This is a genomic window from Rhizobium sp. BK098 (assembly GCF_014193155.1).
Taxonomy (GTDB): Bacteria; Pseudomonadota; Alphaproteobacteria; order Rhizobiales; family Rhizobiaceae; genus Rhizobium.
On sequence record NZ_JACHYY010000007.1, the window covers coordinates 295,025 to 317,727 of the forward strand.

23 protein-coding genes are annotated in these 22,703 nt (G+C 60.2%); 15 read left to right on the forward strand and 8 right to left on the reverse strand.

The window, feature by feature from the left end; all coding sequences use genetic code 11:
- Positions 1-63: 63 nt before the first annotated feature.
- Both FHT73_RS19760 and FHT73_RS19765 read right to left on the reverse strand, forming a co-directional pair.
- A complete protein-coding gene (locus FHT73_RS19760; protein WP_183714071.1) occupies positions 64-1,542 on the reverse strand; it encodes an aldehyde dehydrogenase in 1,479 nt (492 codons plus the stop codon).
- Between the two features lie 56 nt (positions 1,543-1,598).
- Positions 1,599-3,053 (reverse strand): APC family permease, encoded by a 1,455-nt coding sequence (locus tag FHT73_RS19765; RefSeq protein WP_183714074.1) that lies wholly within the window; start codon positions 3,051-3,053, stop codon positions 1,599-1,601.
- Between the two features lie 315 nt (positions 3,054-3,368).
- Here FHT73_RS19765 and FHT73_RS19770 point away from each other — a divergent pair, with 315 nt between their 5' ends.
- The 13 genes from FHT73_RS19770 (at position 3,369) to hpaI (ending at position 16,802) form a co-directional block, all read left to right on the forward strand.
- Positions 3,369-4,154 carry an IclR family transcriptional regulator gene (locus FHT73_RS19770; RefSeq protein ID WP_183714076.1) on the forward strand — a complete coding sequence of 262 codons (786 nt, stop codon included), beginning with the start codon at positions 3,369-3,371 and terminating at the stop codon, positions 4,152-4,154.
- Positions 4,154-5,407 (forward strand): Tm-1-like ATP-binding domain-containing protein, encoded by a 1,254-nt coding sequence (locus tag FHT73_RS19775; RefSeq protein ID WP_183714079.1) that lies wholly within the window; start codon positions 4,154-4,156, stop codon positions 5,405-5,407. The genes FHT73_RS19770 and FHT73_RS19775 overlap by 1 nt, the downstream gene beginning before the upstream one ends.
- Entirely contained in the window at positions 5,404-6,054 is a 651-nt protein-coding gene (locus tag FHT73_RS19780; protein WP_112603946.1) for an HAD-IA family hydrolase, read from the forward strand. The genes FHT73_RS19775 and FHT73_RS19780 overlap by 4 nt, the downstream gene beginning before the upstream one ends.
- A gap of 17 nt (positions 6,055-6,071) precedes the next feature.
- A complete protein-coding gene (locus FHT73_RS19785; RefSeq protein WP_183714082.1) occupies positions 6,072-7,427 on the forward strand; it encodes an aspartate aminotransferase family protein in 1,356 nt (451 codons plus the stop codon).
- A gap of 2 nt (positions 7,428-7,429) precedes the next feature.
- Entirely contained in the window at positions 7,430-8,713 is a 1,284-nt protein-coding gene (locus tag FHT73_RS19790) for an aspartate aminotransferase family protein (RefSeq protein ID WP_183714084.1), read from the forward strand.
- Between the two features lie 6 nt (positions 8,714-8,719).
- A complete protein-coding gene (locus FHT73_RS19795; RefSeq protein ID WP_183714087.1) occupies positions 8,720-9,739 on the forward strand; it encodes a homoserine kinase in 1,020 nt (339 codons plus the stop codon).
- Positions 9,740-9,793: 54 nt separating this feature from the next.
- Complete coding sequence (locus FHT73_RS19800) at positions 9,794-10,180, forward strand: 5-carboxymethyl-2-hydroxymuconate Delta-isomerase (protein ID WP_183714090.1); 387 nt, start codon at positions 9,794-9,796, stop codon at positions 10,178-10,180.
- A gap of 43 nt (positions 10,181-10,223) precedes the next feature.
- Entirely contained in the window at positions 10,224-11,741 is a 1,518-nt protein-coding gene (gene hpaE, locus FHT73_RS19805) for a 5-carboxymethyl-2-hydroxymuconate semialdehyde dehydrogenase (protein ID WP_183714093.1), read from the forward strand.
- Positions 11,742-11,780: 39 nt separating this feature from the next.
- On the forward strand, positions 11,781-12,761 hold the full coding sequence (gene hpaD / locus FHT73_RS19810; RefSeq protein WP_112398501.1) for a 3,4-dihydroxyphenylacetate 2,3-dioxygenase: 981 nt from the start codon (positions 11,781-11,783) through the stop codon (positions 12,759-12,761).
- A 69-nt stretch (positions 12,762-12,830) separates the two neighbouring features.
- Positions 12,831-14,285 carry an NADP-dependent succinate-semialdehyde dehydrogenase gene (gene gabD, locus FHT73_RS19815; protein WP_183714096.1) on the forward strand — a complete coding sequence of 485 codons (1,455 nt, stop codon included), beginning with the start codon at positions 12,831-12,833 and terminating at the stop codon, positions 14,283-14,285.
- Positions 14,286-14,308: 23 nt separating this feature from the next.
- The gene (locus FHT73_RS19820; protein ID WP_183714099.1) at positions 14,309-15,181 is read left to right on the forward strand and encodes a fumarylacetoacetate hydrolase family protein; all 873 of its coding nucleotides are present in this window, start codon (positions 14,309-14,311) and stop codon (positions 15,179-15,181) included.
- Entirely contained in the window at positions 15,181-15,984 is an 804-nt protein-coding gene (gene hpaH, locus FHT73_RS19825) for a 2-oxo-hept-4-ene-1,7-dioate hydratase (protein WP_183714102.1), read from the forward strand. The genes FHT73_RS19820 and hpaH overlap by 1 nt, the downstream gene beginning before the upstream one ends.
- Before the next feature lie 11 nt (positions 15,985-15,995).
- Positions 15,996-16,802 carry a 4-hydroxy-2-oxoheptanedioate aldolase gene (gene hpaI / locus FHT73_RS19830; RefSeq protein ID WP_183714104.1) on the forward strand — a complete coding sequence of 269 codons (807 nt, stop codon included), beginning with the start codon at positions 15,996-15,998 and terminating at the stop codon, positions 16,800-16,802.
- Between the two features lie 70 nt (positions 16,803-16,872).
- Here the strand turns inward: hpaI and hpaR are convergent, their stop codons facing one another.
- The 4 genes from hpaR to FHT73_RS19850 all read right to left on the reverse strand — a co-directional run bounded on the left by hpaR (position 16,873) and on the right by FHT73_RS19850 (position 19,164).
- A complete protein-coding gene (gene hpaR, locus FHT73_RS19835; RefSeq protein WP_246698976.1) occupies positions 16,873-17,394 on the reverse strand; it encodes a homoprotocatechuate degradation operon regulator HpaR in 522 nt (173 codons plus the stop codon).
- A gap of 132 nt (positions 17,395-17,526) precedes the next feature.
- Positions 17,527-18,234: a DUF2807 domain-containing protein gene (locus FHT73_RS19840; RefSeq protein ID WP_183714107.1), complete on the reverse strand. Its 708-nt coding sequence runs from the start codon at positions 18,232-18,234 to the stop codon at positions 17,527-17,529.
- Between the two features lie 34 nt (positions 18,235-18,268).
- The gene (locus tag FHT73_RS19845; RefSeq protein ID WP_183714110.1) at positions 18,269-18,841 is read right to left on the reverse strand and encodes a DUF1700 domain-containing protein; all 573 of its coding nucleotides are present in this window, start codon (positions 18,839-18,841) and stop codon (positions 18,269-18,271) included.
- Positions 18,838-19,164, reverse strand: coding sequence for a PadR family transcriptional regulator (locus FHT73_RS19850; RefSeq protein WP_112337348.1), 327 nt, complete (start codon positions 19,162-19,164; stop codon positions 18,838-18,840). The genes FHT73_RS19845 and FHT73_RS19850 overlap by 4 nt, the downstream gene beginning before the upstream one ends.
- Positions 19,165-19,391: 227 nt before the next feature.
- Here FHT73_RS19850 and FHT73_RS19855 point away from each other — a divergent pair, with 227 nt between their 5' ends.
- Both FHT73_RS19855 and FHT73_RS19860 read left to right on the forward strand, forming a co-directional pair.
- Positions 19,392-19,811 (forward strand): NUDIX domain-containing protein, encoded by a 420-nt coding sequence (locus tag FHT73_RS19855; protein ID WP_183714112.1) that lies wholly within the window; start codon positions 19,392-19,394, stop codon positions 19,809-19,811.
- 248 nt (positions 19,812-20,059) lie between these two features.
- Positions 20,060-20,533, forward strand: coding sequence for a MucR family transcriptional regulator (locus FHT73_RS19860; protein ID WP_183714116.1), 474 nt, complete (start codon positions 20,060-20,062; stop codon positions 20,531-20,533).
- Between the two features lie 190 nt (positions 20,534-20,723).
- Here FHT73_RS19860 and FHT73_RS19865 read toward each other — a convergent pair whose 3' ends face one another.
- Both FHT73_RS19865 and FHT73_RS19870 read right to left on the reverse strand, forming a co-directional pair.
- Positions 20,724-21,995 carry an MFS transporter gene (locus FHT73_RS19865; protein ID WP_183714119.1) on the reverse strand — a complete coding sequence of 424 codons (1,272 nt, stop codon included), beginning with the start codon at positions 21,993-21,995 and terminating at the stop codon, positions 20,724-20,726.
- Positions 21,992-22,669: a FadR/GntR family transcriptional regulator gene (locus tag FHT73_RS19870; protein WP_112603974.1), complete on the reverse strand. Its 678-nt coding sequence runs from the start codon at positions 22,667-22,669 to the stop codon at positions 21,992-21,994. Before FHT73_RS19870 ends, FHT73_RS19865 begins: the two co-directional genes overlap by 4 nt.
- Between the last annotated feature and the right edge of the window lie 34 nt (positions 22,670-22,703).

Consider the following 22,703-nt stretch of genomic DNA (forward strand, 5'->3'; position numbering starts at 1 on the left):
TCGTGGAAATAAAGCAGGGTGCCGGCGACGAGGCGGCACCCTGTTTGCATGCGAAAATAGCTGTTAGAGCTGGATCCATGCCGTCTTCAGATCGACGTATTTGTCGAGCGCATGCAACGACTTGTCGTGTCCGTTACCCGATTGCCTGACGCCGCCAAGCGGCACGCTGTTATCGGCGCCGCCATAGGTGTTGACATGCACGACGCCGGCGCGGATTCCCCGCACCATCCGATGGGCGCGCGACAGGTTCGAGGTCCAGACGGCGGAGGCAAGGCCATATTCCGTGCTATTGGCGATCTCAAGTGCTTCCGCTTCCGTTTGGAAGGAGATGATCGACAGGATCGGGCCGAAGACCTCTTCGCGCGCCAGGGTCATCGACGGCGTCACGTCGAACACCGCCGGCCGCATGTAATAACCGCCCGTCTCCTCAAGAATACGCAAACCACCGGTGCGCAGCGATGCACCCTCCGATAGCGCCTGCGAGATATAGCCGAGATCCTTCTTCAGCTGGATCTCGCTGGAAATGGCCCCTGCGTCGGTCGTCAACTGCAGTGGATCTCCGACCTTCATGGCCTCGGCGATGCGGATGACTTTCTCGGAAAAGGCCTCATGGATCGATTTCTCCACAAGCAGCCGGGAGCCGGCGACACAGACCTGGCCGGAATTGCGAAAAATGCCATAGGCAGAAACCTTGGCCGCCTGATCGAGATCCGGCGCATCGGCAAAGACGATGTTCGGGGACTTGCCGCCAAGCTCTAGATAGACGCGCTTTAGGTTGGAGCGTGCCGAATATTCCAAGAGCCGCCGCCCGACGGGGCCGGAACCGGTGAAGGCCAGCACATCGATATCCATGTGCAGCCCCAATGCTTCGCCGCACACCGCACCGCGACCGGTCACGACGTTGAGCACGCCTTCGGGCAATCCGGCTTCGGCGCAAATTTCGGCAAGCCTCAGCAGCGTCAGCGACGCGCCTTCGGCGGGCTTCAGCACGACGGAATTGCCCGCGGCGAGCGCCGGCGCAATCTTCCAGGCGCCGATCATCATCGGGAAGTTCCACGGCACGATGGCGGCAACGACGCCGATAGCTTCGCGATGGACGAGCCCGAGTATGTTCTCAGCCGTCGGAGCGATTTCGCCATAGACCTTGTCGATCGCCTCGGCATAGTAACGGAATGTGCCGGCGGCGCTGCCAGGCTCGGCCTTCAGCGCCATCGAGATTTCCGTGCCGTTGTCGCGTACCCCGAGCACGGCCAGTTGGAGCGCATTCTTCTCGATCAGTTCGGCAATTTTCAGCAGCACCTTCTTGCGTTCGGCCGGCGCCGCCTTCGACCAGCTGCCCTTTTCGAAGACACGACGCGCGGCCTTGACGGCCAAATCGACATCTTCGGTGCCGGCATCGGCAATCGTGGTCAGCCGCGTGCCATTGATCGGCGAAATGACGTCCATCGCAGCACCGCTGACCGGCTGGCGCCATACGCCGCCGATGAACAATGCCTGTGGTGAAACGGATAATGTCCGGAGCTGGTCGATCTTGTCCTGCATCTCATTCTCTCACAAAAAGGGTGGCGGGTTTTCCCGCCACCACGATTGGAATTGCTTCAGGCTTCCTGACCGGCACCGAGACGGGCATAGCCTGCCGCATCCGACGATTTCAGGCGAGCCGCAGCGATAAGGCCGATGATACCTGCGATCAGCACAAGGCCCGGCAGGACGACGGCAAGCACACCATTGGCACCGGCAATCGCGCCGAAGTTCGCAGAGATATAGTAGACGAGAGCCAGAAGGATCAGTCCAGTCACGACTGGCAGCACCTTGATCGCCAGGATATTGCGTTCAAGCCCCGGATTGCGGCTGAAGAACACCACGATCGAAAAGGCCGTGAAAGCCATCAGCAGAATGATTGCCAGCGTGGCAACATTGGTGAGCCAGGAGAAGAGCGCGAGCACCGGATCCTGACCTGTCACAGCAAAGAGTGCGATCACAAGCACGGCGATAACCGTCTGGATGATCGAGCCGACATGCGGGCTCTGGAAGACCGGATGCGTGACGCCGACCGACTTCGGCAGCAGGCCCTCGCGACCGGCGACATACATGTAGCGCGCCACGCCATTATGGAACGCAAGGATGCCGGCAAACAGGCTGGTGATGAAGAGAACGCTCATTACGACGGTAATCCAGTGGCCGACATAACGCTCGGCAAGGCCGAAGAGGAAGGTCGTGGGATCGGCAAGGCCCTGCAGGGTCGGCACGAGCTTGTCAGCGCCGGCGCCCGTCACCATCAGCCAGGAGGTCAGCATATAGAAGAGGCCGATGATGAGAACGGAGATATAGGTCGCACGCGGTACGGTCTTTTCCGGCTCGCGCGCTTCTTCGCTGTAGATGGTCGTTGCTTCGAAACCGATAAAGGCGGCAAAGCAGAACAGGAGGCCGATGGCCGGCGTTCCGCTCCAGAAGGCTGTGGGTGTGAAAGGCACGGCGGACAGGCCGCTGTCGCCACCCTTGGCGAAGATCGCGGCGTCGATGACGAGGACGACGAGATATTCCAGAATGACCAGCACCGTCAGCACCTTGGCCGAAAGATCGACGCGACGGTAGCCGAAAACGGCAACGAAGGCGATACCAACGAAGCTCCAGACCCACCAGGGCAGGTCCAGCCCAAGTTGCTCGGCAAAGAAGCCCTTGGTCGCGGCACCGAAGAGGCCGAGGACGCCGACCTGCATGGCATTATAAGCAAGGATGGCGATCAGCGCGGCCGCACCGCCCATGAGACCACCGAGACCCTGTGCCGTGTAGGCATAAAAGGCGCCAGCATTTCTTATATGGCGGGCCATGGCGACATAGCCGACCGCGAATAGAAGCAGAATACCCGTTACCAGCAGGAAGGTGAGCGGGATGCCCGGCCCATTGCCGAGCATCATCGATAGCGGCACGCCACCGGCAACCGCCGTCAACGGCGCTGCGGCCGAAACCACCAGGAAGGTCACGGCACCCACGCCGAGACTGTTTTTGCGCAGCTGGTTCTCAGCCGTGCCTTGTGAATTTGGTGTACTCATTTGCGTTCGTTCCCCTTGTTGAGAGTATCCGATCATCGCTGCGATTGCGCACTAGCGACCTCCATCAAAACCGGACTGACGAGCGGGGGTTATGCTTTTGTTGATTTTGCCGCCATCAGCGCTTATGGTTCATTATTTGAACCTAAGCTTCAAATATAGACTTGCAAACATTGCCGGCCTCTGTCAAGTTATTTCGCATGTTAAGTATCTTGGGTCGCTGCTATCGTGCCGCGGCGCTGGGTCAACAGGCTGATTTGACGCAAGCCCCGGCTGGACGCACAGAATCAGCAGCTGACCAACCCAAGAGGAGGAACCATGAGCACGATCGGAAAGGCGCTGGCATTGCTGGACACCCTGTCACGGCTGGACAAGGAGGCGGGTCTGACCGACATCGCTCGCCTGTGCGCGCTGGACAAGGCGACGGCACGACGCTTTCTGGTGGAGCTGGAAAAGCACGGCTTCGTGGAGCAGGATCAGGATACGCGCCGCTATCGCATCGGATCCGCGCCGGTTCGCCTTGCGCGCATTCGCGAAGCGCGCTTTCCCTTCCTGCGGGTCGCCATCCCCTTCATCAAGGCGCTCGCAGAATCATCGACAGAGACGGTGCATCTCTCGGAATTTTCCGGCGGGCAGCTTTCGACCATCCATGTCGAAGACTCAAATCGAGCGCACCGCATTATCGTTGATGTCGGTAGCCTCCTGCCCTTTCATGCCACCGCATCCGGTCTTGCCTTTCTGGCCTTTTGCCCGGCAGCAGAGATCGACAACGCGCTGAAGAAACCGTTCGAGAAATTCACCGAACATACAGTCGTCGATCCGGAGTTGCTTCGCGGCCTGCTCGATGAGACGAGAGGGCGGGGCTTCTCGATCAGCCATCAGGGGCTTGAGGCCGGTGTCATCAGCACCGCTGCGCCCATACGAGCGCCCAACGGCCGGCCGATCGGCTGCGTCGCCATCGCGGCACCGCTCTCGCGCACGACGACGACGGCCATTCATGAATTCGGCGCGCAGGCCATCGCCGCCGCCAATGCAATCTCAGAAAAATATTATGGATCGGAAAGACCCATGGGAACCATTGCAAACATCAGGAGGACAGATTGATGAGCCCTGCGGCTCCCTCACCAAGGATACTCGTCATCGGAACCGGTGACACCAAATCCGACGAACTGCAATTCATGGCGTCCGTCATCAGGCAAGCCGGCGGCCAGCCTGTTATGATGGATGTCAGCATTCTCGGCGACCCGCCATACACTCCGGATTATTCCAGACATGACATTGCCAAGGCCGCCGCGACAACCATCGAGGCCATTGCCGAAAGCGGTGACGAAAACAGCGCCATGGCAGCCATGGCAAAAGGCGCATCGGCACTGACCCTCCGCCTATACGAGAATGGTCTCGTCGATGGCATCATCGTGCTCGGCGGCTCCATGGGCACGGATTTGGCCCTCGATGTCGCCGCCGTTCTGCCGCTCGGCATCCCGAAGTTCGTGGTTTCCACAATCGCCTATTCGCATCTGATCCCGCCCGAACGCATAGCGCCCGACCTGATGATGATCCTCTGGGCCGGCGGTCTCTATGGCCTCAACAGCATCTGCAGTTCGGTGCTCTCGCAGGCCTGCGGCGCCGTCGTCGGCGCAGCGAAACACGGAACGAGGCCCGACCGGACACGCCCGCTCGTCGGCATGACGTCGCTCGGCTCGTCCTGCCTGAAATATATGAAATATCTGCGGCCCGAGCTGGAAAAGCGCGGCTACGACGTTGCGGTCTTCCATTCCACCGGCATGGGCGGCCGTGCCTATGAGGCGATCGCCGCCAAGGGCGACTTTGCCGCCGTCTTCGATTTCTGCATCCAGGAAGTCAGCAATCATCATTACAGCAGCGTCGTCACCTCCGGGCCGGACCGGCTCGAAAATGCAGGACGCGCCGGCATTCCGCAGATCGTCGCCCCCGGCGCCGTCGACATGGTCGATATTCAGGCATGGCAGGAGCTGCCTGCAATCTTTGCCGACCGTCCCTATCACGCCCATAACAGGTTGATCGGGTCGGTAACGATATCGCCGGAAGGGCGGCGGGAAGTTGCCCGTGTGATCGGAGAAAAACTGCGGCGCGCCGAAGCGAAGGTCGCCTTCCTGCTGCCGACCGAAGGATTGCAGGAATGGGACAAGCCGGAAGAGCCGCTGCATGATCCGGAAGGGCTAGACGCCTTTATCGACGAGATGCGTCGTGCGATTCCGTCCAGCGTCACCCTGCAGGAGGTCGATGCCCATATCAATGAGCCGGCCTTCTCCGCTGCAGCACTCGCCATCTTCGATCAATGGGTGGCCGAAGGCGTTATTCCGGAGGGACGTCGATGACCGTCGATCGCGCCCTCATTCTCGATTTCGGCGGTGTGGTCACTCGTACGCTGTTCGAGACGCACGACATCACCGAGCGCACGCTTGGCCTTCCGAAGGGATCGCTGACCTGGCTAGGGCCGTTCGACACGACCACGGATCCGCTCTGGGTCGCGATGCAGAACCGCGAGATCACCGAACGCGACTATTGGCTCAAACGCACGGCCGAGGTGGGTAAGATGGTCGGCGAAAACTGGACCGACATGCAGACCTTCGTGCGCCGGGCGCGCGGCGCCGAGCCGGAGCTTGTCCTGCGCCCGGAAGCGCGCGAGGCCATCCTGCGTACCAAGGAGGCCGGCCTGAAGTTGGCGATCTTGTCGAACGAACTCGACCTTTTCTATGGCGTCGAGTTCCGCCAGCGTTTTCCGCTGATCGAGCTTTTCGACGTCATTGTCGATGCCACCTACACGAAAATCCTGAAGCCCGATCCCCGCGCCTACGAACTCGTTCTTTCCGAGCTCGACTTGCCGCGCGAAGCCTGCGTCTTCGTTGACGACCAGAAGAAGAACATCGAGGGCGCCGAAGCCGTGAGCCTGCCTCACGTGCATTTCGACGTGACCCGCCCTGCCGAAAGCTATGCCCGCGCACTTGCCATGCTGGGGCTCTGAACCAAGAGGAATTTGACATGCGTGAGACCAATTTCATCATCGAAAACAATGCACGCCATCTGTGGCATCCGATGGCCCATCCGGCCGAGATGCAGGCCAACCCGCCGCGCATCATCAACTCCGGCGAAGGCGTTGAGATCGTCGACATCCAGGGCAGGAAGGTACTGGACGCAGTCGGCGGCCTCTGGAACGTCAATCTCGGCTATTCCTGCGAGCCGGTAAAGAAGGCGATCCGCGATCAACTCGACGAACTGCCCTATTATTCGACCTTCCGCGGCACGACGAATTCGCCGCTGATCGAACTGTCCTACGAGCTTGCCGAATGGTTCAAGCCGGATGGCCTCAGCCGCTCCTTCTTCACCTCTGGCGGTTCGGACTCGGTCGAGACCTGCCTGCGGCTGGCGCGCCAATTCCACAAGGTCAATGGCCAGCCCGAGCGCACCAAGTTCATCGCGCTGAAGAAGGGCTATCACGGCACGCATTTCGGTGGCGCCTCCGTCAACGGCAACCAGAATTTCCGCCGCAATTATGAGCCGCTGCTGCCCGGCGTCATCCACCTCCCCGCACCCTTCACCTATCGCAATCCATTCAACACCACCGATGGCGCGGAGATCGCGGCTGCCATTGGCAGGCTCTTCGAGGAAGAGATCGCTTTCCAGGGCGCCGATACGATCGCAGCCCTGATCGTCGAGCCAGTACTCGGCGCCGGCGGCGTCATCGTCCCGCACGAGACCTTCCTGCCGCTGATGCGCGAGATCTGTGACCGGCACGGCATCCTTTTGATCGCCGACGAGGTGATCACCGCTTTCGGCCGCACGGGCGCCTGGACCGGATCGCGCCTCTGGGGCGTCAAACCGGATATGATGTCGACTGCCAAGGCGATTACCAACGGCTATTTCCCCTTTGGCGCCGTGATGATTTCCGACAAGGTCGCCGAGGCATTCGAGAGCAACAAGAACTCTGTTGGCAATATCGGCCACGGCTACACCTATTCCGGCCACCCGGTCGGTGCGGCTGCAGCGCTTGCGACACTGAAAGAAACCAAACGGCTCGACGTCGCCGCCAATGCCGCTGCCCGCGGTGAAGAGCTGCTTGCCGGACTGAAGAGGCTGGAGGAGAAGCATGAACTGGTTGGCGACATCAGAGGCAAGGGCCTGATGTGCGCCCTCGAGCTCGTCAGTGACCGGGCGAAGAAGAGCGCGGCGGCCAAGGATACCGTCCAGAAAGTCCATGACGCGACTTATGATGCCGGCGTGATGGTCCGCACCTCCGGTGCCAATGTCATCCTGTCACCGCCTCTGATCGTGACGGCTACGAATGTCCAGACGATCCTGACCGCGCTCGATGCCGGCCTCACCGCTGCAAAGGGCTGATCATGTCCGACAATGCAACCCTCATCGCGCGCCGCGAACGGCTTTTGGGCCGGAACATGTCGCTCTTCTATGACGAGCCGGTGCATCTCGTGCGCGGCGAAGGCGTCTGGCTCTGGGATGCCGACGGGCGTAAGTATCTCGATTGCTACAACAATGTGCCGCATGTCGGCCATTGTCATCCGCGCGTGGTCGAGGCGATCGCGCGGCAGGCCTCGATGTTGAACACGCATACGCGCTATCTGCATGAAGGCATTCTCGACTATGTGGAGCGGCTGACGGCAACCTTCGACAAGAGCCTGAATGCCGCGATCCTGACCTGTACCGGTAGCGAGGCAAACGACGTGGCCCTGCGCATGGCGCAGGCCATAACCGGCAAAACCGGCGTCATCGCCACGAACCACACCTATCACGGCAACACGGCGGCAGTGTCGCAGCTGTCGACCCGCATGCCGCCGGTCGGCGGCTTCGGCGGCCATGTCCGGCACGTGCCCGCGCCGGACAGCTATCGTCCACTCGGCGGTGAAGGCGGAGATGCCTTTGCCACGGCCTTCGCGGCAGAAGTCGAAAAAGCGATCGCCTCGCTGGAGGATACCCCGCATGGCTTTTCGGCCATCATCATCGATCCGTTCTTCGCCAATGAAGGCTTTCCGGATCTGCCGCGGGGCTTTCTCGACAAAACGGTTGCTGCTGTCCGCAAGGCGGGCGGCCTTGTGATTACCGACGAAGTACAGCCCGGCTTTGGCCGCACAGGCTCGCACATGTGGGGCCATCAGCGCGCCGGCATCGTTCCGGATATCGTGACACTCGGCAAGCCGATGGCGAACGGGCATCCGGTGGGCGGCGTCATCGCGAATGTCGACACGATAAATGCCTTCCGCAAGGCGTTCCGCTACTTCAATACCTTCGGCGGCAATCCAGTCTCCTGCGCGGCAGCCATGGCCGTGCTCGACGTCATCGACGACGAGAACCTCATCGAAAATGCCCGCAACGTCGGCGAATATACCCGCCATGCCTTCCAGCGGCTGGCCGAGAAACACTCGATCATCGGCGATGTGCGCGGCAGCGGCCTCTTCATGGGCACGGAATTCGTTCTGGACAGGCAAACGAAGGAGCCGGCCACTGCCGAGGCGACACGCATCATCAACACCATGCGCGAATGCGGCGTGCTGATGGGCAAGATCGGCATTCACCAGTGCGCCACGAAGATCCGCCCGCCCATGCCGTTCACCAGGGAAAATGCCGACTTCATGTTGTCGATTTTCAACGACGTATTGACTGGCCTGTGAGGCAATATGGCCGGCCCGTTGCCACAGACCATCCGTGACGCGCTCCAGAAACGAGCGCTAGAAGCCCTCGACCATTGGCCTGTTCGGGATCACGAGCCTGTCCTGATGAAATATCGGGAAAACGCCGTCTTCCGCATCACGTTGGAAGACGGCCAGTTCGCCGCGCTCCGGCTGCATCGCCCGGGCTACCATGACGAGACGAGCCTGCGCTCGGAGCTGCACTTCATGGCCGCCCTCAAGCTCGGCGGCCTCGATGTGCCAGGCCCTGTGCCGACAAGCAGAAAGCAGAGCCTCGTCCGACTGCCGGCCAACAGACATTTTGCCGAACAGCATGCCGATGTGGTGAGTTGGATCGATGGTGTGCCGCTTGGCCAAAGTGGCGTGCCGCTATCGCAATCTGTTGAGATGCAGGAAGCAATCTTCTTCCGCATCGGGCAAAACATGGCCATCATGCACGAGCTTGCCGATGTGTGGGAACCACCGGAACATTTTCACCGCCCGGTTTGGGACATCGATGGGCTGGTCGGCGAAACGCCGCTCTGGGGCCGCTTCTGGGATTGTCGCGGCCTTTCACCCGAGAGCACTATCGCCCTGTCGGCATTGCGCCACCAGCTGCGCCGACTGCTCGCGAACGCGGATAGCCAAAGCCTCGACTATGGGCTGATCCATGCCGATCTCGTGCGAGAAAACATCTTTCTGACGGGAACCGACAGCAATGTCGCCTTCATCGATTTCGACGATGCGGGACACGGCTTCCGCCTGTTCGATCTTGCGACCACCCTGCTCAAGAACCGCAACGAACCCGCCTATCCGGTGATCGAGCAAGCGCTGATATCAGGCTATCGCAGCCGGCGAGCACTCTCCGAAGCGGCTCTGGTGGCCCTGCCCCTATTCATGGTGCTGAGGAACCTTACATATATTGGATGGCTCGCGGAACGTCCGGAAATTCCGGACAATGTCGAACGTCTGTCGCGTTACGTCCATGAAAGTCTGCAGATGGCAAGACAGCTCGACTTTGTCGCTTGACATCCGCGAGATATTTATTAACGTGTTAAGTAATTAAAGTCTTGGGAGGACTTGATGCCGCATCTCGCCATCGAATATTCGGCCAATCTGGAGGGTCGCGCCGATATCGGCGCACTCTGTGAGCGGCTGCTGAAGACGGTTCTGGAGACCGGCCTTTTCGAGATTGGTGCCGTGCGGGTGCGCGCCTTTCGCGCCGAGCATTACGCCATCGCCGACAAGCTACCCGAAAACGCCTTCGTCGATCTGAACTTCCGCATCGGCAAGGGCCGCACGGATGAGGAAAAGAAACGCACCGGCGAAGCAATCTTCGCCGCGGCCATCGACGCTCTCGGCCCGCTCTTCGACACCCCGCATTTCGCCCTTTCGCTGGAAATCCGCGAAATCGATGCGGAGCTGAGTTGGAAGAAGAACGCCATCCATCCGCGGCTGCGCGGCAAGTAAAACACTCCCCTCGCGGGACGACGCAACATCAAGGGAAGAGACGATGTCCAAATTGCAGGAAAACATCGCGAAGGCCGAAACCTATCTGGCCCGGTTCAAGGATAGCGGCGTACTGAACCGCATCAATGGCGAGGATACGCGCGCTGACGACGGTTCGACTTTCGAGACCATCTCGCCTGTCGATCTGAAGCCGCTTGCCACCGTTGCGCGCGGCAAGGCTGCCGATATCGACCGCGCGGCAAAGGCCGCAAAAGCTGCCTTCGCCGAGTGGGCTGCGATGCCGGGTGAAGCGCGCAAGAAGCTCCTGCATAAGATCGCCGACGCAATCGTCGCACGCGCCGAAAAGATCGCCTTCGTCGAGTGCATGGACACAGGACAATCACTGAAGTTTATGGCGAAGGCCGCTCTGCGCGGCGCGGAAAACTTCCGCTTCTTCGCCGACCGCGCGCCGGAAGCCCGTGATGGCAAGGCATTGCGCGCCGAGGGCCAGGTGAACCTGACGACCCGCGTGCCGATCGGGCCGGTCGGCATCATCACGCCCTGGAACACCCCTTTCATGCTGTCGACCTGGAAGATCGCGCCGGCGCTTGCCGCCGGATGCACGATCGTCCACAAGCCAGCCGAATTCTCACCACTGACGGCCCGCCTGCTAGTGGAGATTGCCGAGGAAGCAGGTCTGCCGAAGGGTGTGTGGAACCTCGTCAACGGTTTCGGCGAGGATGCCGGTCGCGCGTTGACGGAACATCCCTTGATCAAGGCGATCGGCTTCGTCGGCGAAAGCCGCACCGGTTCGATGATCATGAAGCAGGGCGCAGATACGCTGAAGCGCGTGCATTTCGAGCTCGGCGGCAAGAACCCGGTCATCGTCTTTGCCGATGCCGATCTCGAGCGCGCCGCCGATGCCGCCGTCTTCATGATCTACTCGCTGAACGGCGAGCGCTGCACCTCGTCCTCGCGCCTGCTGGTCGAAGAAAGTGTCTACGACAAATTCACCGCGATCGTCGCCGAGAAGGCGAAACGCATCAAGGTCGGCCATCCCCTTGATCCGGAAACGGTCGTCGGCCCGCTCGTCCATCCCGTGCATGAAAAGAAGGTGCTGGAGTATATTCAGATCGGTCGTTCGGAAGGTGCGACGCTGGCCGCTGGCGGCGAGAAGGTCAACGGCCCAGGCGGCGGTTGCTACGTCTCGCCCACGCTGTTCACCGGCGCCAACAACCAGATGCGCATCGCGCAGGAAGAGATCTTCGGGCCGGTACTGACCGCGATCCCCTTCAAGGACGAAGCCGATGCGCTGGCGCTTGCCAACGATGTCCAGTACGGCCTCACCGGCTATCTCTGGACGTCGGACGTCACCCGCGCCTTCCGTTTCACCGATCACCTCGAAGCCGGCATGATCTGGGTCAATTCGGAAAACGTCCGTCACCTGCCCACGCCCTTCGGCGGGGTCAAGAGCTCCGGCATCGGCCGCGACGGCGGCGACTGGTCCTTCGATTTCTACATGGAAACCAAGAACGTCGCCTTCGCCACCAAGCCGCACGCGATCCAGAAACTCGGCGGCTGAGCCGCCAATATCTATAAGTACGCATAAGAGGAGGAACAAATGCCCCTGCCGAAACCTAATCTCTATCCGCCCTTCAACATCGTGCGCCTCAGCCATATCGAATTCGGCGTCATCGATCTTGCCAAGTCCCGCGCCTTCTATGTCGACACGCTCGGCCTGCAGGTGACGGATGAGACGGCCGACGCGATCTACCTGCGTGCGATGGAAGAGCGCGGGCATCACTGCATCGTGCTCAAGAAATCCGACAAGGCGGAAGCCCGCGACCTCGGCTTCAAGGTGTTCAGTGACGAGGACCTCGACAAGGCGGCGCATTTCTTCAAGGGCAAGGACCTGCCGGTTGAATGGGTCGAGCGCCCCTATCAGGCCCGGACATTCCGCACCCGCGACCCGCACGGCATCCCGCTTGAATTCTATTCGAAGATGGACCGCCTGCCGCCGATCCATCAGAAATACGCTCTCTACAAGGGCGTGAAGCCGCTGCGTATCGACCACTTCAACTGCTTCTCGACCAATGTCGACGAAAGTGTCACCTTCTATAATGAGCTCGGCTTCCGCGTGACCGAATATACCGAGGACGAGGAAACCGGCCGCCTCTGGGCCGCGTGGACGCACCGCAAGGGCGGCGTCCACGACATCGCCTTCACCAATGGCCGTGGTCCGCGCCTGCACCACACTGCCTTCTGGGTGCCGACGCCGCTCAACATCATCGACCTGCTCGACCTGATGGCGACCACCGGTTGGGTTGCCAATATCGAGCGCGGTCCGGGACGCCACGGCATCTCCAACGCCTTCTTCCTCTATATCCTCGATCCGGATGGCCACCGCATCGAGATCTACTGCTCGGACTATCAGACCGTCGATCCCGATCTGGAGCCGATCAAATGGGACCTCAAGGATCCGCAGCGCCAGACACTTTGGGGCGCACCCGCTCCCAAATCCTGGTTCGAACATGGTAGCCTGTTTGCCGGTGCGGAAGTGGGTGAGCCTGACCTGAAGGCACAGCCGATTATCGCGCCGTAAGCGTTACCCTTGAGAGCGGGTGAAAAACGCCCGCTCCTCATCAACGTTCGCAAGCGCGAGGAGGCAGTCATGAAATTGAAAGACGCAACATTGTTCCGGCAGGCCGCATTGGTCGGCGGCGAGTGGATCGAAGCCGATCCATCCAATGCGATCAAGGTCGACAATCCCGCGACGGGCGAAATCATCGGCCTGGTTCCCAATCTGGGCGCTGCCGAGACCAAAAAGGCGATTGCCGCAGCCGAAGCCACGCAGAAGGAATGGGCCACCCGCACCGCCAAGGAACGCTCCGGCATCTTGCGCCGCTGGTTCGAGCTGATGATGGAAAACCAGGACGATCTTGGACGCATCCTGACGGCGGAACAGGGCAAGCCCCTGCCCGAAGCCAAAGGCGAGATCGCCTATGGCGCAAGCTTCATCGAATGGTTTGCCGAAGAGGCCCGCCGCGTCTATGGCGACATCATTCCCGGCCACCAGAAGGACAAACGCATTCTGGTCATGAAGCAGCCGATTGGCGTGGTCGCGGCGATCACGCCCTGGAACTTCCCGAATGCGATGATAACCCGCAAGGCCGGTCCGGCCTTTGCCGCCGGCTGCGCCATGGTGCTGAAGCCCGCCTCGCAGACGCCTTTTTCGGCGATTGCCATTGCGATCCTTGCCGAACGCGCCGGCCTGCCGAAGGGCCTCTTCAGTGTTCTCACAGGCTCGGCCCGTGCCATCGGCGGCGAGATGACCGCAAGCCCGGTCGTGCGCAAGCTCACCTTCACCGGCTCGACCGAAGTGGGCGCCGAGCTCTATAAGCAGAGCGCACCGACCATCAAGAAACTCGGTCTTGAGCTTGGGGGCAACGCACCCTTCATCGTGTTCGACGATGCCGATCTCGATGCCGCCGTCGAGGGCGCACTGATCGCCAAGTTCCGAAACAATGGCCAGACCTGCGTCTGCGCGAACAGGCTCTACGTGCAGGAGGGCGCCTATGATGCCTTTGCCGAGAAACTCTCCAAAGCTGTCGGCTCGCTGAAAACAGGCAATGGCTTTGACGAGGGCATCAATCTCGGCCCGCTGATCGACGAGGCGGCGCTTGCCAAGGTCGAGGAGCATGTTGCCGATGCGCTGTCCAAGGGTGGCCGGGTCGTCGCCGGCGGTCATCGCCATCAGCTCGGCGGACGCTTTTATGAGGCGACCGTGCTTGCCGACGTGACCCCTTCCATGGCCGTTGCCAAAGAAGAGACCTTCGGGCCGGTAGCGCCCCTCTTCCGCTTCAAGGATGAGGCCGACGTCATCGCCCAGGCTAACGACACCGAGTTCGGCCTTGCCTCCTATTTCTATGCCAAGGATCTCGCGCGCGTCTTCCGCGTTGCCGAAGCCCTGGAATACGGCATGGTTGGCGTCAATACCGGCCTGATCTCGACGGCCGAAGCGCCCTTCGGCGGCGTCAAGCTCTCCGGCCTCGGCCGCGAAGGTTCACGCTACGGCATCGAGGAATTCACCGAAATCAAATATGTCTGCCTCGGCGGCGTCGTCTGAGGTCAAGAGAAGGCCATGAAAGCATGACCCATCCCAGATTCCTCTCCTTTTCGAGAAGCGGCCGTCATGGCTATGGACTTGCGGTCGGCAACGGTGTCGTGGACCTCTCCGCGCGCCACGGCGCGACTTGGCCGACGCTGCGTGAGGTGATCGAGACCGGTCGCCTCGCTCAACTCGCAGAAGAAGCCAAATCATTGAAGCCGGATTTCGCACTTGACGACATCCGCTTCGAGATTCCCATTCCGTCGCCGGAAAAGATCATTTGTGTCGGGGTCAATTTCCCCGACCGCAATGAGGAATACAAGGATGGGCAGGCCGCCCCCTCCAACCCCTCGCTCTTCATCCGCTTTCCGCGGTCGTTCACAGGGCACGAACGGCCCTTGATCCGGCCGCCGGAAAGCCCGCAGCTCGACTATGAAGGCGAAGTCGTCATCGTCATCGGCAAGGGTGGCCGCCGGATTGCCGAAGCCGACGCCTTCTCCCATATCGCGGCCCTGTCGCTCTGCAACGAGGGCACGATCCGCGACTGGGTGCGCCATGCAAAATTCAACGTCACCCAGGGCAAGAACTTCGACAATACTGGCTCGATCGGCCCCTGGCTGATCCCCTTCACGGATGCGGCCCAGCTTGAAGACATAGCGCTCACGACGCGCGTCAACGGCGAGGTGCGCCAGAGCGATCGTACCAGCCGGATGATCTTCTCCTTCCGCAAGATCATCAACTACATCTCAACTTTCACGACGCTCGTCCCCGGCGACGTCATCGTCACGGGAACGCCGACCGGCGCCGGCGCCCGCTTTGATCCACCGATCTGGCTGAAGCCCGGCGATGTGGTCGAGGTTGAGGCCGATGGCCTCGGCATCCTGAAAAACACGATCGCCGACGAGGTGCGCTGATGCTATCGCAAGATGAAATCCAGGCTGCCGCCGAAAGCCTCGATCAGGCCGAGCGGACGCGCGTTCAAACAGGGCTCCTTTCGCTCAAGCATCCGCAAATGACGATGGACGATTGCTATGCCGTCCAAAGCGCCTGGGTGCAGAAGAAGATCGCGAGCGGCCGCAAGCCTATCGGCTGGAAGATCGGGCTGACATCAAAGGCGATGCAATATGCGCTGAACATCAACATCCCCGATTCCGGGGTGCTCTTTGACGATATGGTCTTCGAAGATGGCGCCACGGTGCCGGCCGACCGCTTCATCCAGCCGCGCATCGAAGCCGAAATCGCCTTTGTCATGAAGGCGCCGCTCAGGGGGCCGAATGTCTCGATCTTCGACGTGCTGAACGCGACCGACTATGTGACGCCAGCGCTTGAGATCCTCGACACGCGCATTCTTCGTGTCGATCCGGAGACGAAGAAGGCGCGCACCATCGTCGACACCATCTCCGACAATGCTGCCAATGCCGGCATCGTCACCGGCGGCCGCGCCGTGCGGCCTGGTGAGATCGACATGCGCTGGATGGGCGCGATCGTCAGCCGTAATGCCGAGGTCGAGGAAACCGGCCTCGGCGCCGGCGTGCTCAATCAGCCAGCACGCGGTATTGCCTGGCTGGCCAATCGCCTGTCGCAATATGGCGACGGTATCGAAGCCGGCCAGATCGTGCTTGCCGGGTCCTTCATCCGCCCGATCGAGGCGCGACATGGCGATACGATCAATGCCGATTTCGGGCCCTACGGGTCGGTCAGCCTGTTCTTTGCATGAAGGGGTGAACCATGCCGGCGCCCAAAAACCTCTTCAAACAGGCCCTGAAGGAAGGGCGGGCGCAGATCGGCCTTTGGCAGGCGCTCGCCAATGCCTACACAGTCGAAATCTGCGCCGGCGCCGGCTACGACTGGCTGCTGCTCGATGCCGAGCATGCGCCAAACGATATACCGTTTCTCGTTTCGCAATTGCAGGCGATGAAGGGTACGGCGAGCCACGCGGTGATCCGTCCACCGATCGGCGAGACCTGGATCATCAAGCAGATGCTCGACATCGGCGCTCAGACCCTGCTGATCCCGATGGTCGACAGCAAGGAGATGGCCGAGACCATGGTCAAGGCGGTGCGATACCCACCGCATGGCATGCGCGGTGTCGGTGCGGCCCTTGCCCGCGCCTCCGCCTTCAACCGCATTCCGGACTACCTTGCCACGGCCAATGACGAGATCTGCCTGCTGCTGCAGGTTGAAAGCCGCGCGGGGCTTGCGGCGCTCGACGACATCGCCTCGACCGAAGGCGTTGACGGCGTCTTTATCGGACCATCCGATCTTGCAGCAGACATGGGCTATCTCGGCAAGCCGGGTGCCCCTGAAGTGCAGGCAGAAGTCGAAAAGGCGCTCGCAAAAATCCAGTCGCATGGCAAGGCGGCGGGCATCTTGATCGGCGATCTCTCGTTGGCAAAACGCTATCTGGAGCTTGGCGCCACCTTCGTCGCGATAGGCAACGACGTCACACTGCTTGCCAATGCTACCATCAAGCTTCTTGACGATTTCAAGAAGGCGGATGCAGCCAAGCCGCCTGAGGACGTCAAGGTCTATTAATAGCCGGGGCCACGGCGGTCGTCGTTCGCCTATTGCTTATTTTGCGGATCAATAGAACCGAAGCGGCCCCTCATTCCTCGCCGACCGAGCCATTCTCCAATTTCAATGCCGCCAATTCATCCAGCATATCGAGAAGCTTCTCGACGCGCTCCACGCCGAACCGAGCATCGATATCGGCATAGACCTTCAGGCTTTCCGGCATAACGTCCTCGACAACCGCCTCCCCGGCCGCTGTGATCTGCAACAATACCCTGCGGCCATCGGCATCATCTTTATGCTTGGTGATAAAGCCGCGCTCTTCGAGCGAACGGATCATGCGCGTCAGGCTCGGGGCAAGAATGGATGCCTTGTCTGCGAGTTCCGTCGCATCGAGCTTTCCGCCTTCGTAGAGAACGCGAATGACACGCCATTGCTGCTCGGTCACATCATGCGCCACCAGGATCGGCCTGAAATGGCTCATGACCGCTTCACGGGCGCGCAGAAGTCCGATCGCCAGGGAACGGCGACGGTCCCGCAGTGGCCGTTTGGGGTGCGTGGCCGCGATTTCCGGCTCAGCGCGCGGCCTCACATCACTGTCTGTTCTGTTTTGCATCTTTTGCATATTCGCTTCGATTATGGCCCTCACTGATTAACATGAGAATCATTCAAAGCAAGGCGATCGCATGTTATCGATCAAAGCCGATGGCAAAGATCGCCGCCGCGCGGCGCGCTTTCTCGCCATGGATTATGGCACCTCTACCAAGCGGCCGCTGCCTCTGATCTCGGAACGCCGCAGCACCGGATGCCCGTAGAGTTCGATATTACCGCTTCCGCTGATCGAGACATCTGCATCCGCGGCAGCGGCGACTTCCGCGTCGCCGCTGCCTTGAATTCTGATCTTCGCGGATTGAGCGGCCAGGTCCTTTAGACGCGCAGTGCCCGAACCGGATACATCGAGATCGACCGAGCGTGCGCTTCCCGTGGCCGTGACGCTGCCGCTTCCCGATATCCTCAGGCGCAGGTCTGATTGATCGAGCTGCGACAGAGCGAGATCGCCACTGCCCCGTACTCTCCAATCAGTGACGAGCGGTCCTGACAGGCTGACGTCGAATTTGGAGTTGGACCAACCCGGATTACAATCCATGCTCAGCCTTCCGTCCTCCAGTCGCACATGATTAAGCAGCGCTGGATCACCGCTCACGACGGCCTCCGCCTTTCCGCCCGGCTGATAGTGAACAGAGGCCGGGATATCGATCGTCAGGCTGCCATTGGAGCTGAAAGGCAGGATAACCTGCTGTCCGCCGGATGCCGCAGATCCGCAACTGGATTGCGTACCACCCCACCAATGGCCTGCGTTTGCCCAATCCGGCCCGGAAAGCCCGATGCCGAGGGCCAGAAAGACGAATGCACAAATCAGTCCGGTCGTCGCAATAGTCGCCAATTTCCCGTTCATTGTCCATTTCCTCCAACGATGTGCATTCCGGCGCTCAAGCTCGACCTTCGTCTACTTGCGCCAGGCGGAAATGCAGGCGGGCATATTGCCCAAGCATGCGGATACCCAAACTCAACCCCATCAGCAGCAAGGCCCCGCCGCCCACGAAGCAACTCACCAGCCCGGCGCCAACAAGCAGACGAGCCAGCATGCCGACGGAGGGCAAGCCGACGTGAAACAGCACGGTCGTCACGACAATCTTCAGACCGACGGCGCCAATGGCTACCAAAGCGATCGCAAGGCCGAGCGTCACGAACATCGCCGCAAACAGCAAAGGTAGCAGGAAGAAGATATCGACGACGGCAAGGCCCGCCAGCGCCATCGTAGCGGCCAAAAGATTCGGCACGCTCCAGTGCGCCTCGAAACGACGCAGCCCGACATCCGCACGCAATTCCCTTGCGATCCTGGCAGGGTCGCCGAGCGCGGAGCAAACTTCCTCCTCGCTTCGGCCTGACGCCTCGGATTCGGAAAAATGGGCAGCATAGTCGGCCACGATATCATCGATCTCGTGCGGAGGCAGGCCCGCAAGCCCCAATCTCAGCGTGCGCAAAAAGGCTTCCCTGCTCATGGCAAATCCTCAAGTAGCTTGTCGACGGAGCCTGCTAACGTGCGCCAATCGCGGCGATGCGCTTCGAAAATCGAACGCCCCAACGGCGTGAGCCGATAATATTTACGCGGCGGCCCGTTGCTCGACTCGACGATGCGGGTCGCGACCAACCCGTCATTCTGCATCCTGCGCATCAGCGGGTAGATCGTTCCTTCACCCATGCCGACCGCCGCCACAAGTGTGCTCGCAATTTCATAGCCGTAGCTTTCTCCGCGTGAGAGTACGGCCAGGACGCATAAGTCCAGCACACCTTTTCGCAATTGAACTTGGATCGAGTCAGTCATGAACGCCTCAGCTTTACAGAAAAGATATAACAAGCTATCTGTTTATGCAAGGTAGCGGCGCGGCGTATCCCACAAGCAGTTCAGTACTGCGATCGTCGCATTTTTCCGGCAGCATCTGACAGTATCGTAACGATGCACATTGCTGGGCGCCAAACCGCTATCGTAAGGCACCATGCGCGGACATCACGAGCGTTGAAACTGACCGGCGAATCCGCTCAGATCACGGCATGGCAAAAACGATACGCATAGCAGCGGCCCTGATGCTGCGCCTGGATGAAAAAACGCTGCTTGTGCGCAAGCGCGACACTGTTGCCTTCATGCAACCGGGAGGCAAGATCGAGCCGCAGGAAACGGCAGAGGCAGCCGTTGTCAGAGAGCTTTTCGAAGAGCTCGGCCTTACGATAGAGACAAGCGATTTGACTTTCATCGGCCGCTTCCAGGCGCCGGCCGCCAACGAGCCGGACCATACCGTCATTGCAGATATATTCCGGCTGCACGTGGGCGATGCCGAAATCGGAGCAACGGCCGAGATCGAGGAGATTCGCTGGATTTCACCACAAAATCCGCCTGATATCGTCATGGCGCCGCTTACCGAACATCACGTCCTGCCATTTCATCGACAATATAGTCTATCCCCCGGCAACTAACATTCGACTCCGGCAGAGCTAAAGCACGATATGGCTTACCTCGTGGAAATCTATCGACTTTCGGTCAAACGACGGAGACCGTGAGTTCGAAAACGCGCATGCAGGGCAAATAACAATTTGCAGATCCTAAGCCCCTCATATTTACTATAACAATAACCCGTAAAAAATAATCTCCAAAATCGCTCAATCTTCCATTGAAAGCCGAAACCATATTGCATAAATAATTAAATAAGCATGGGAGGCGGGAAATGAAAACAGGAAATACTGTCGCTGGCGAAAGATTTCTTGCGCTGACGAGCAAGATCGTCTCCGCCTACGTCCTTAACAATAAGCTCGCGATGAAAGATTTGTCGAGGCTCATTGCGGAAACTTATTCCGCACTTGCAGGCTCTCAGCAATTTGTGCCGTCGGCAGCGCCGACGGAAAGATCTCAGAAACCAGCAGTCCCGATCAAGAAATCCATCACGGATCATTATCTTGTGTGCCTGGAAGACGGTGGGAAATACAAATCGCTAAAGCGGCACTTGAACAGCAAGTATGGTCTCACGCCCGAAGAATACCGAAGGAAATGGGGCTTGCCTGCGGACTATCCAATGGTGTGTGCCTCCTATGCCGCCGCAAGATCGACGCTGGCCAAGAAGGCTCTCCTTGGCCACGCCAAGGGCACGACCGAGATTCCTCCGGTGGTTGAGCCGCCCCGCCGGCAACGCAAGATCGGATAACCCCCGGCGCTTCGCCAGGCGCCGCGAGCGTGCGCTGCGTTTTTAATGAGCGATCGCTCTTGCGTGAGCAAATTCATCCCGGCTGCTGGCACATCGATAGAGCGCCCTCTGCCGGCGAACCTACATGAGATCCGTCCCGGCGCTTCCGCGCCCTCACCCATCGCCCTCCAAGCAACCAGCCCTCATTTCATCATGGGGTTTCGATTGTCCTCGCATTGACGGTGATCGCGCGGCCGGCAAACCAGCCATTGATCGCAGCCCCGAGACCAAGCAGCACGAACAACACTGCGCACCAGGCAAAGCTTCCCGTCCAGCCATGAATCATGCCGACGACGAGCGGGCCGATTGCAGCGAGCAAATAACCGACGAATTGCGCCATGCCGGAGAGATGCGCCGCCACATGCGCATCAGGCGAACGCAACACAATGACCGTCAGCGCCACCGCGATCAATCCACCCTGACCGATGCCTTGAAGCACGGCCCAGAACCAGACCGTCCAAAGCGGAGCGAAAAGCAGGCCCAGCAAGGCGATGACGGCGATCGCGCACAGGCTGACGTTGATGGCGCGCTGATCCTTACCCTTAACGGCGATATGGGGGGCAACCAGACAGGCAGCCGCCTGCACCATAACCGACGCAGATACGATGACACCAGCCGTCACGCCGTCGAGACCACGCTCACGCAGAATGGGCACGAGCCAGCCGAAGACGCAATAGGCGAGAGCCGATTGCAGCCCCATGAAAAGCGTCACCTGCCAGGCAATGCGGTCACGCCATAAACCGGTAACGCGAAAACCGGTACGTCGGGCCTGATTATGCATTCCGATCACCTGCGGCAACCAGAGAAGTCCGACTGCGAAGGCAGGCAGGGCCCAGATGGCGAGCGCGCCACCCAGCGAATCGCCGAGGGCATGTTCGACGGGAAGCGTGAACCCGGCTGCACTCGCAGCTCCCGCGCATAGCGCCATCGTATAGCAGCCCGTCATGAGCGCCGCTCTATCGGGGAAATCGCGCTTAACCACGCCCGGCAAGAGTACATTGCCGATAGCAATGCAGGCGCCGGCCAACGCGGTACCCAAGAACAGCAGCGAAATCGAGGAAAAGCCCCGCAGCGCTGTACCGAGCGCAAGAAGGAAAATGACGCCGAGCAGAACACGCTCGGTGCCCATGCGTTGTGCGAGCCTTGGCGCAAGTGGTGAAAACAGTCCCATGCAGATGACGGGCAAGGTCGTGAGAATGCTGGTGCCGAAGGCGGAGAGACCAAGTCCGGCCCGTATCTCCGGCAAAAGTGTCGACGCGCTGGAAAAGACCGGCCTGAGGTTGAAAGCGATAAGCACAAGGCTCGCACCCAGTAGAAACCTGCCGATCGGCGATTTGCCTCCATGCGGCAGCGGTACCGGAATTTCATCGGCCTCGGCATCGATCAACTCGACGGAGGGGAGATTTTGCGAGGGCATGGTCATGACATAAGCAACCGATCAAGAGTAGCGACGATGGGGGCCATGAAGTGGCGCACGGCTCTGTCGGCCGCTTCGGGACTACCGCTTTCGATGGCATCGACGATGGCGATATGCGCCTGCATATCCGGCTCGGGAATATCCGCACCGAGCGTCGCCTCGATAGTTTCGGCGATCGAGAAAGAGAAGAACTCGTAGATTTCGATCATGGCCCTGTTCTGCGAAGCTGCGACGACCGCCCTGTGAAAGGCAAGATCGCGCTCGACGAATGCGGCCTTATCGCCGCCCGTATAATTGCCGCGGGCAACCAACAAGGCGCGCAACTGTGAAACGACGTCCGATGAGTGGCGTAGCGCGGCAAGCCGTGCGGCCTCGACCTCCAGCGCAAGCCGGGCTTCGAACTGATCCCTCAATCCAGCGCGGCGCGCCATATCCAGGGGGAGACTGACATTCTTGTTGGACCGAACATAAGTCCCGGATCCCTGCCGGGTTTCGAGATAGCCCTGGGAGACCAGCACCCTCACCGCCTCGCGGATCGTGCCGCGGCTGACTGAAAGCGTGGATGAAAGGGAGGCTTCGTTCGGCAGCTTTTCCCCCACCAGCCAGCGTCGGGCGGTGATTTCGCTGCGGATTGCTTCAACGGCTGTATCCGCAAGCGTCGTTTTTGTCAGAGCGCGCATGGCTGAACTTTCATCAAGTCATCGGATGACTTTA

What these genes read in the sequence shown, in the direction of transcription:
- FHT73_RS19820 (WP_183714099.1), top strand. Translation starts at nt 14,309, where the DNA reads ATGACCCATCCCAGATTCCTCTCCTTTTCGAGAAGCGGCCGTCATGGC.
- FHT73_RS19800 (WP_183714090.1), top strand. Translation starts at nt 9,794, where the DNA reads ATGCCGCATCTCGCCATCGAATATTCGGCCAATCTGGAGGGTCGCGCC.
- FHT73_RS19785 (WP_183714082.1), top strand. Translation starts at nt 6,072, where the DNA reads ATGCGTGAGACCAATTTCATCATCGAAAACAATGCACGCCATCTGTGG.
- FHT73_RS19855 (WP_183714112.1), top strand. Translation starts at nt 19,392, where the DNA reads ATGGCAAAAACGATACGCATAGCAGCGGCCCTGATGCTGCGCCTGGAT.
- hpaD (WP_112398501.1), top strand. Translation starts at nt 11,781, where the DNA reads ATGCCCCTGCCGAAACCTAATCTCTATCCGCCCTTCAACATCGTGCGC.
- FHT73_RS19790 (WP_183714084.1), top strand. Translation starts at nt 7,430, where the DNA reads ATGTCCGACAATGCAACCCTCATCGCGCGCCGCGAACGGCTTTTGGGC.
- FHT73_RS19775 (WP_183714079.1), top strand. Translation starts at nt 4,154, where the DNA reads ATGAGCCCTGCGGCTCCCTCACCAAGGATACTCGTCATCGGAACCGGT.
- hpaH (WP_183714102.1), top strand. Translation starts at nt 15,181, where the DNA reads ATGCTATCGCAAGATGAAATCCAGGCTGCCGCCGAAAGCCTCGATCAG.
- FHT73_RS19795 (WP_183714087.1), top strand. Translation starts at nt 8,720, where the DNA reads ATGGCCGGCCCGTTGCCACAGACCATCCGTGACGCGCTCCAGAAACGA.
- FHT73_RS19780 (WP_112603946.1), top strand. Translation starts at nt 5,404, where the DNA reads ATGACCGTCGATCGCGCCCTCATTCTCGATTTCGGCGGTGTGGTCACT.
- FHT73_RS19870 (WP_112603974.1), bottom strand. Translation starts at nt 22,669, where the DNA reads ATGCGCGCTCTGACAAAAACGACGCTTGCGGATACAGCCGTTGAAGCA.
- FHT73_RS19840 (WP_183714107.1), bottom strand. Translation starts at nt 18,234, where the DNA reads ATGAACGGGAAATTGGCGACTATTGCGACGACCGGACTGATTTGTGCA.
- FHT73_RS19860 (WP_183714116.1), top strand. Translation starts at nt 20,060, where the DNA reads ATGAAAACAGGAAATACTGTCGCTGGCGAAAGATTTCTTGCGCTGACG.
- FHT73_RS19770 (WP_183714076.1), top strand. Translation starts at nt 3,369, where the DNA reads ATGAGCACGATCGGAAAGGCGCTGGCATTGCTGGACACCCTGTCACGG.
- FHT73_RS19845 (WP_183714110.1), bottom strand. Translation starts at nt 18,841, where the DNA reads ATGAGCAGGGAAGCCTTTTTGCGCACGCTGAGATTGGGGCTTGCGGGC.
- FHT73_RS19850 (WP_112337348.1), bottom strand. Translation starts at nt 19,164, where the DNA reads ATGACTGACTCGATCCAAGTTCAATTGCGAAAAGGTGTGCTGGACTTA.
- FHT73_RS19760 (WP_183714071.1), bottom strand. Translation starts at nt 1,542, where the DNA reads ATGCAGGACAAGATCGACCAGCTCCGGACATTATCCGTTTCACCACAG.
- hpaR (WP_246698976.1), bottom strand. Translation starts at nt 17,394, where the DNA reads ATGCAAAACAGAACAGACAGTGATGTGAGGCCGCGCGCTGAGCCGGAA.
- hpaE (WP_183714093.1), top strand. Translation starts at nt 10,224, where the DNA reads ATGTCCAAATTGCAGGAAAACATCGCGAAGGCCGAAACCTATCTGGCC.
- gabD (WP_183714096.1), top strand. Translation starts at nt 12,831, where the DNA reads ATGAAATTGAAAGACGCAACATTGTTCCGGCAGGCCGCATTGGTCGGC.
- FHT73_RS19865 (WP_183714119.1), bottom strand. Translation starts at nt 21,995, where the DNA reads ATGACCATGCCCTCGCAAAATCTCCCCTCCGTCGAGTTGATCGATGCC.
- hpaI (WP_183714104.1), top strand. Translation starts at nt 15,996, where the DNA reads ATGCCGGCGCCCAAAAACCTCTTCAAACAGGCCCTGAAGGAAGGGCGG.
- FHT73_RS19765 (WP_183714074.1), bottom strand. Translation starts at nt 3,053, where the DNA reads ATGAGTACACCAAATTCACAAGGCACGGCTGAGAACCAGCTGCGCAAA.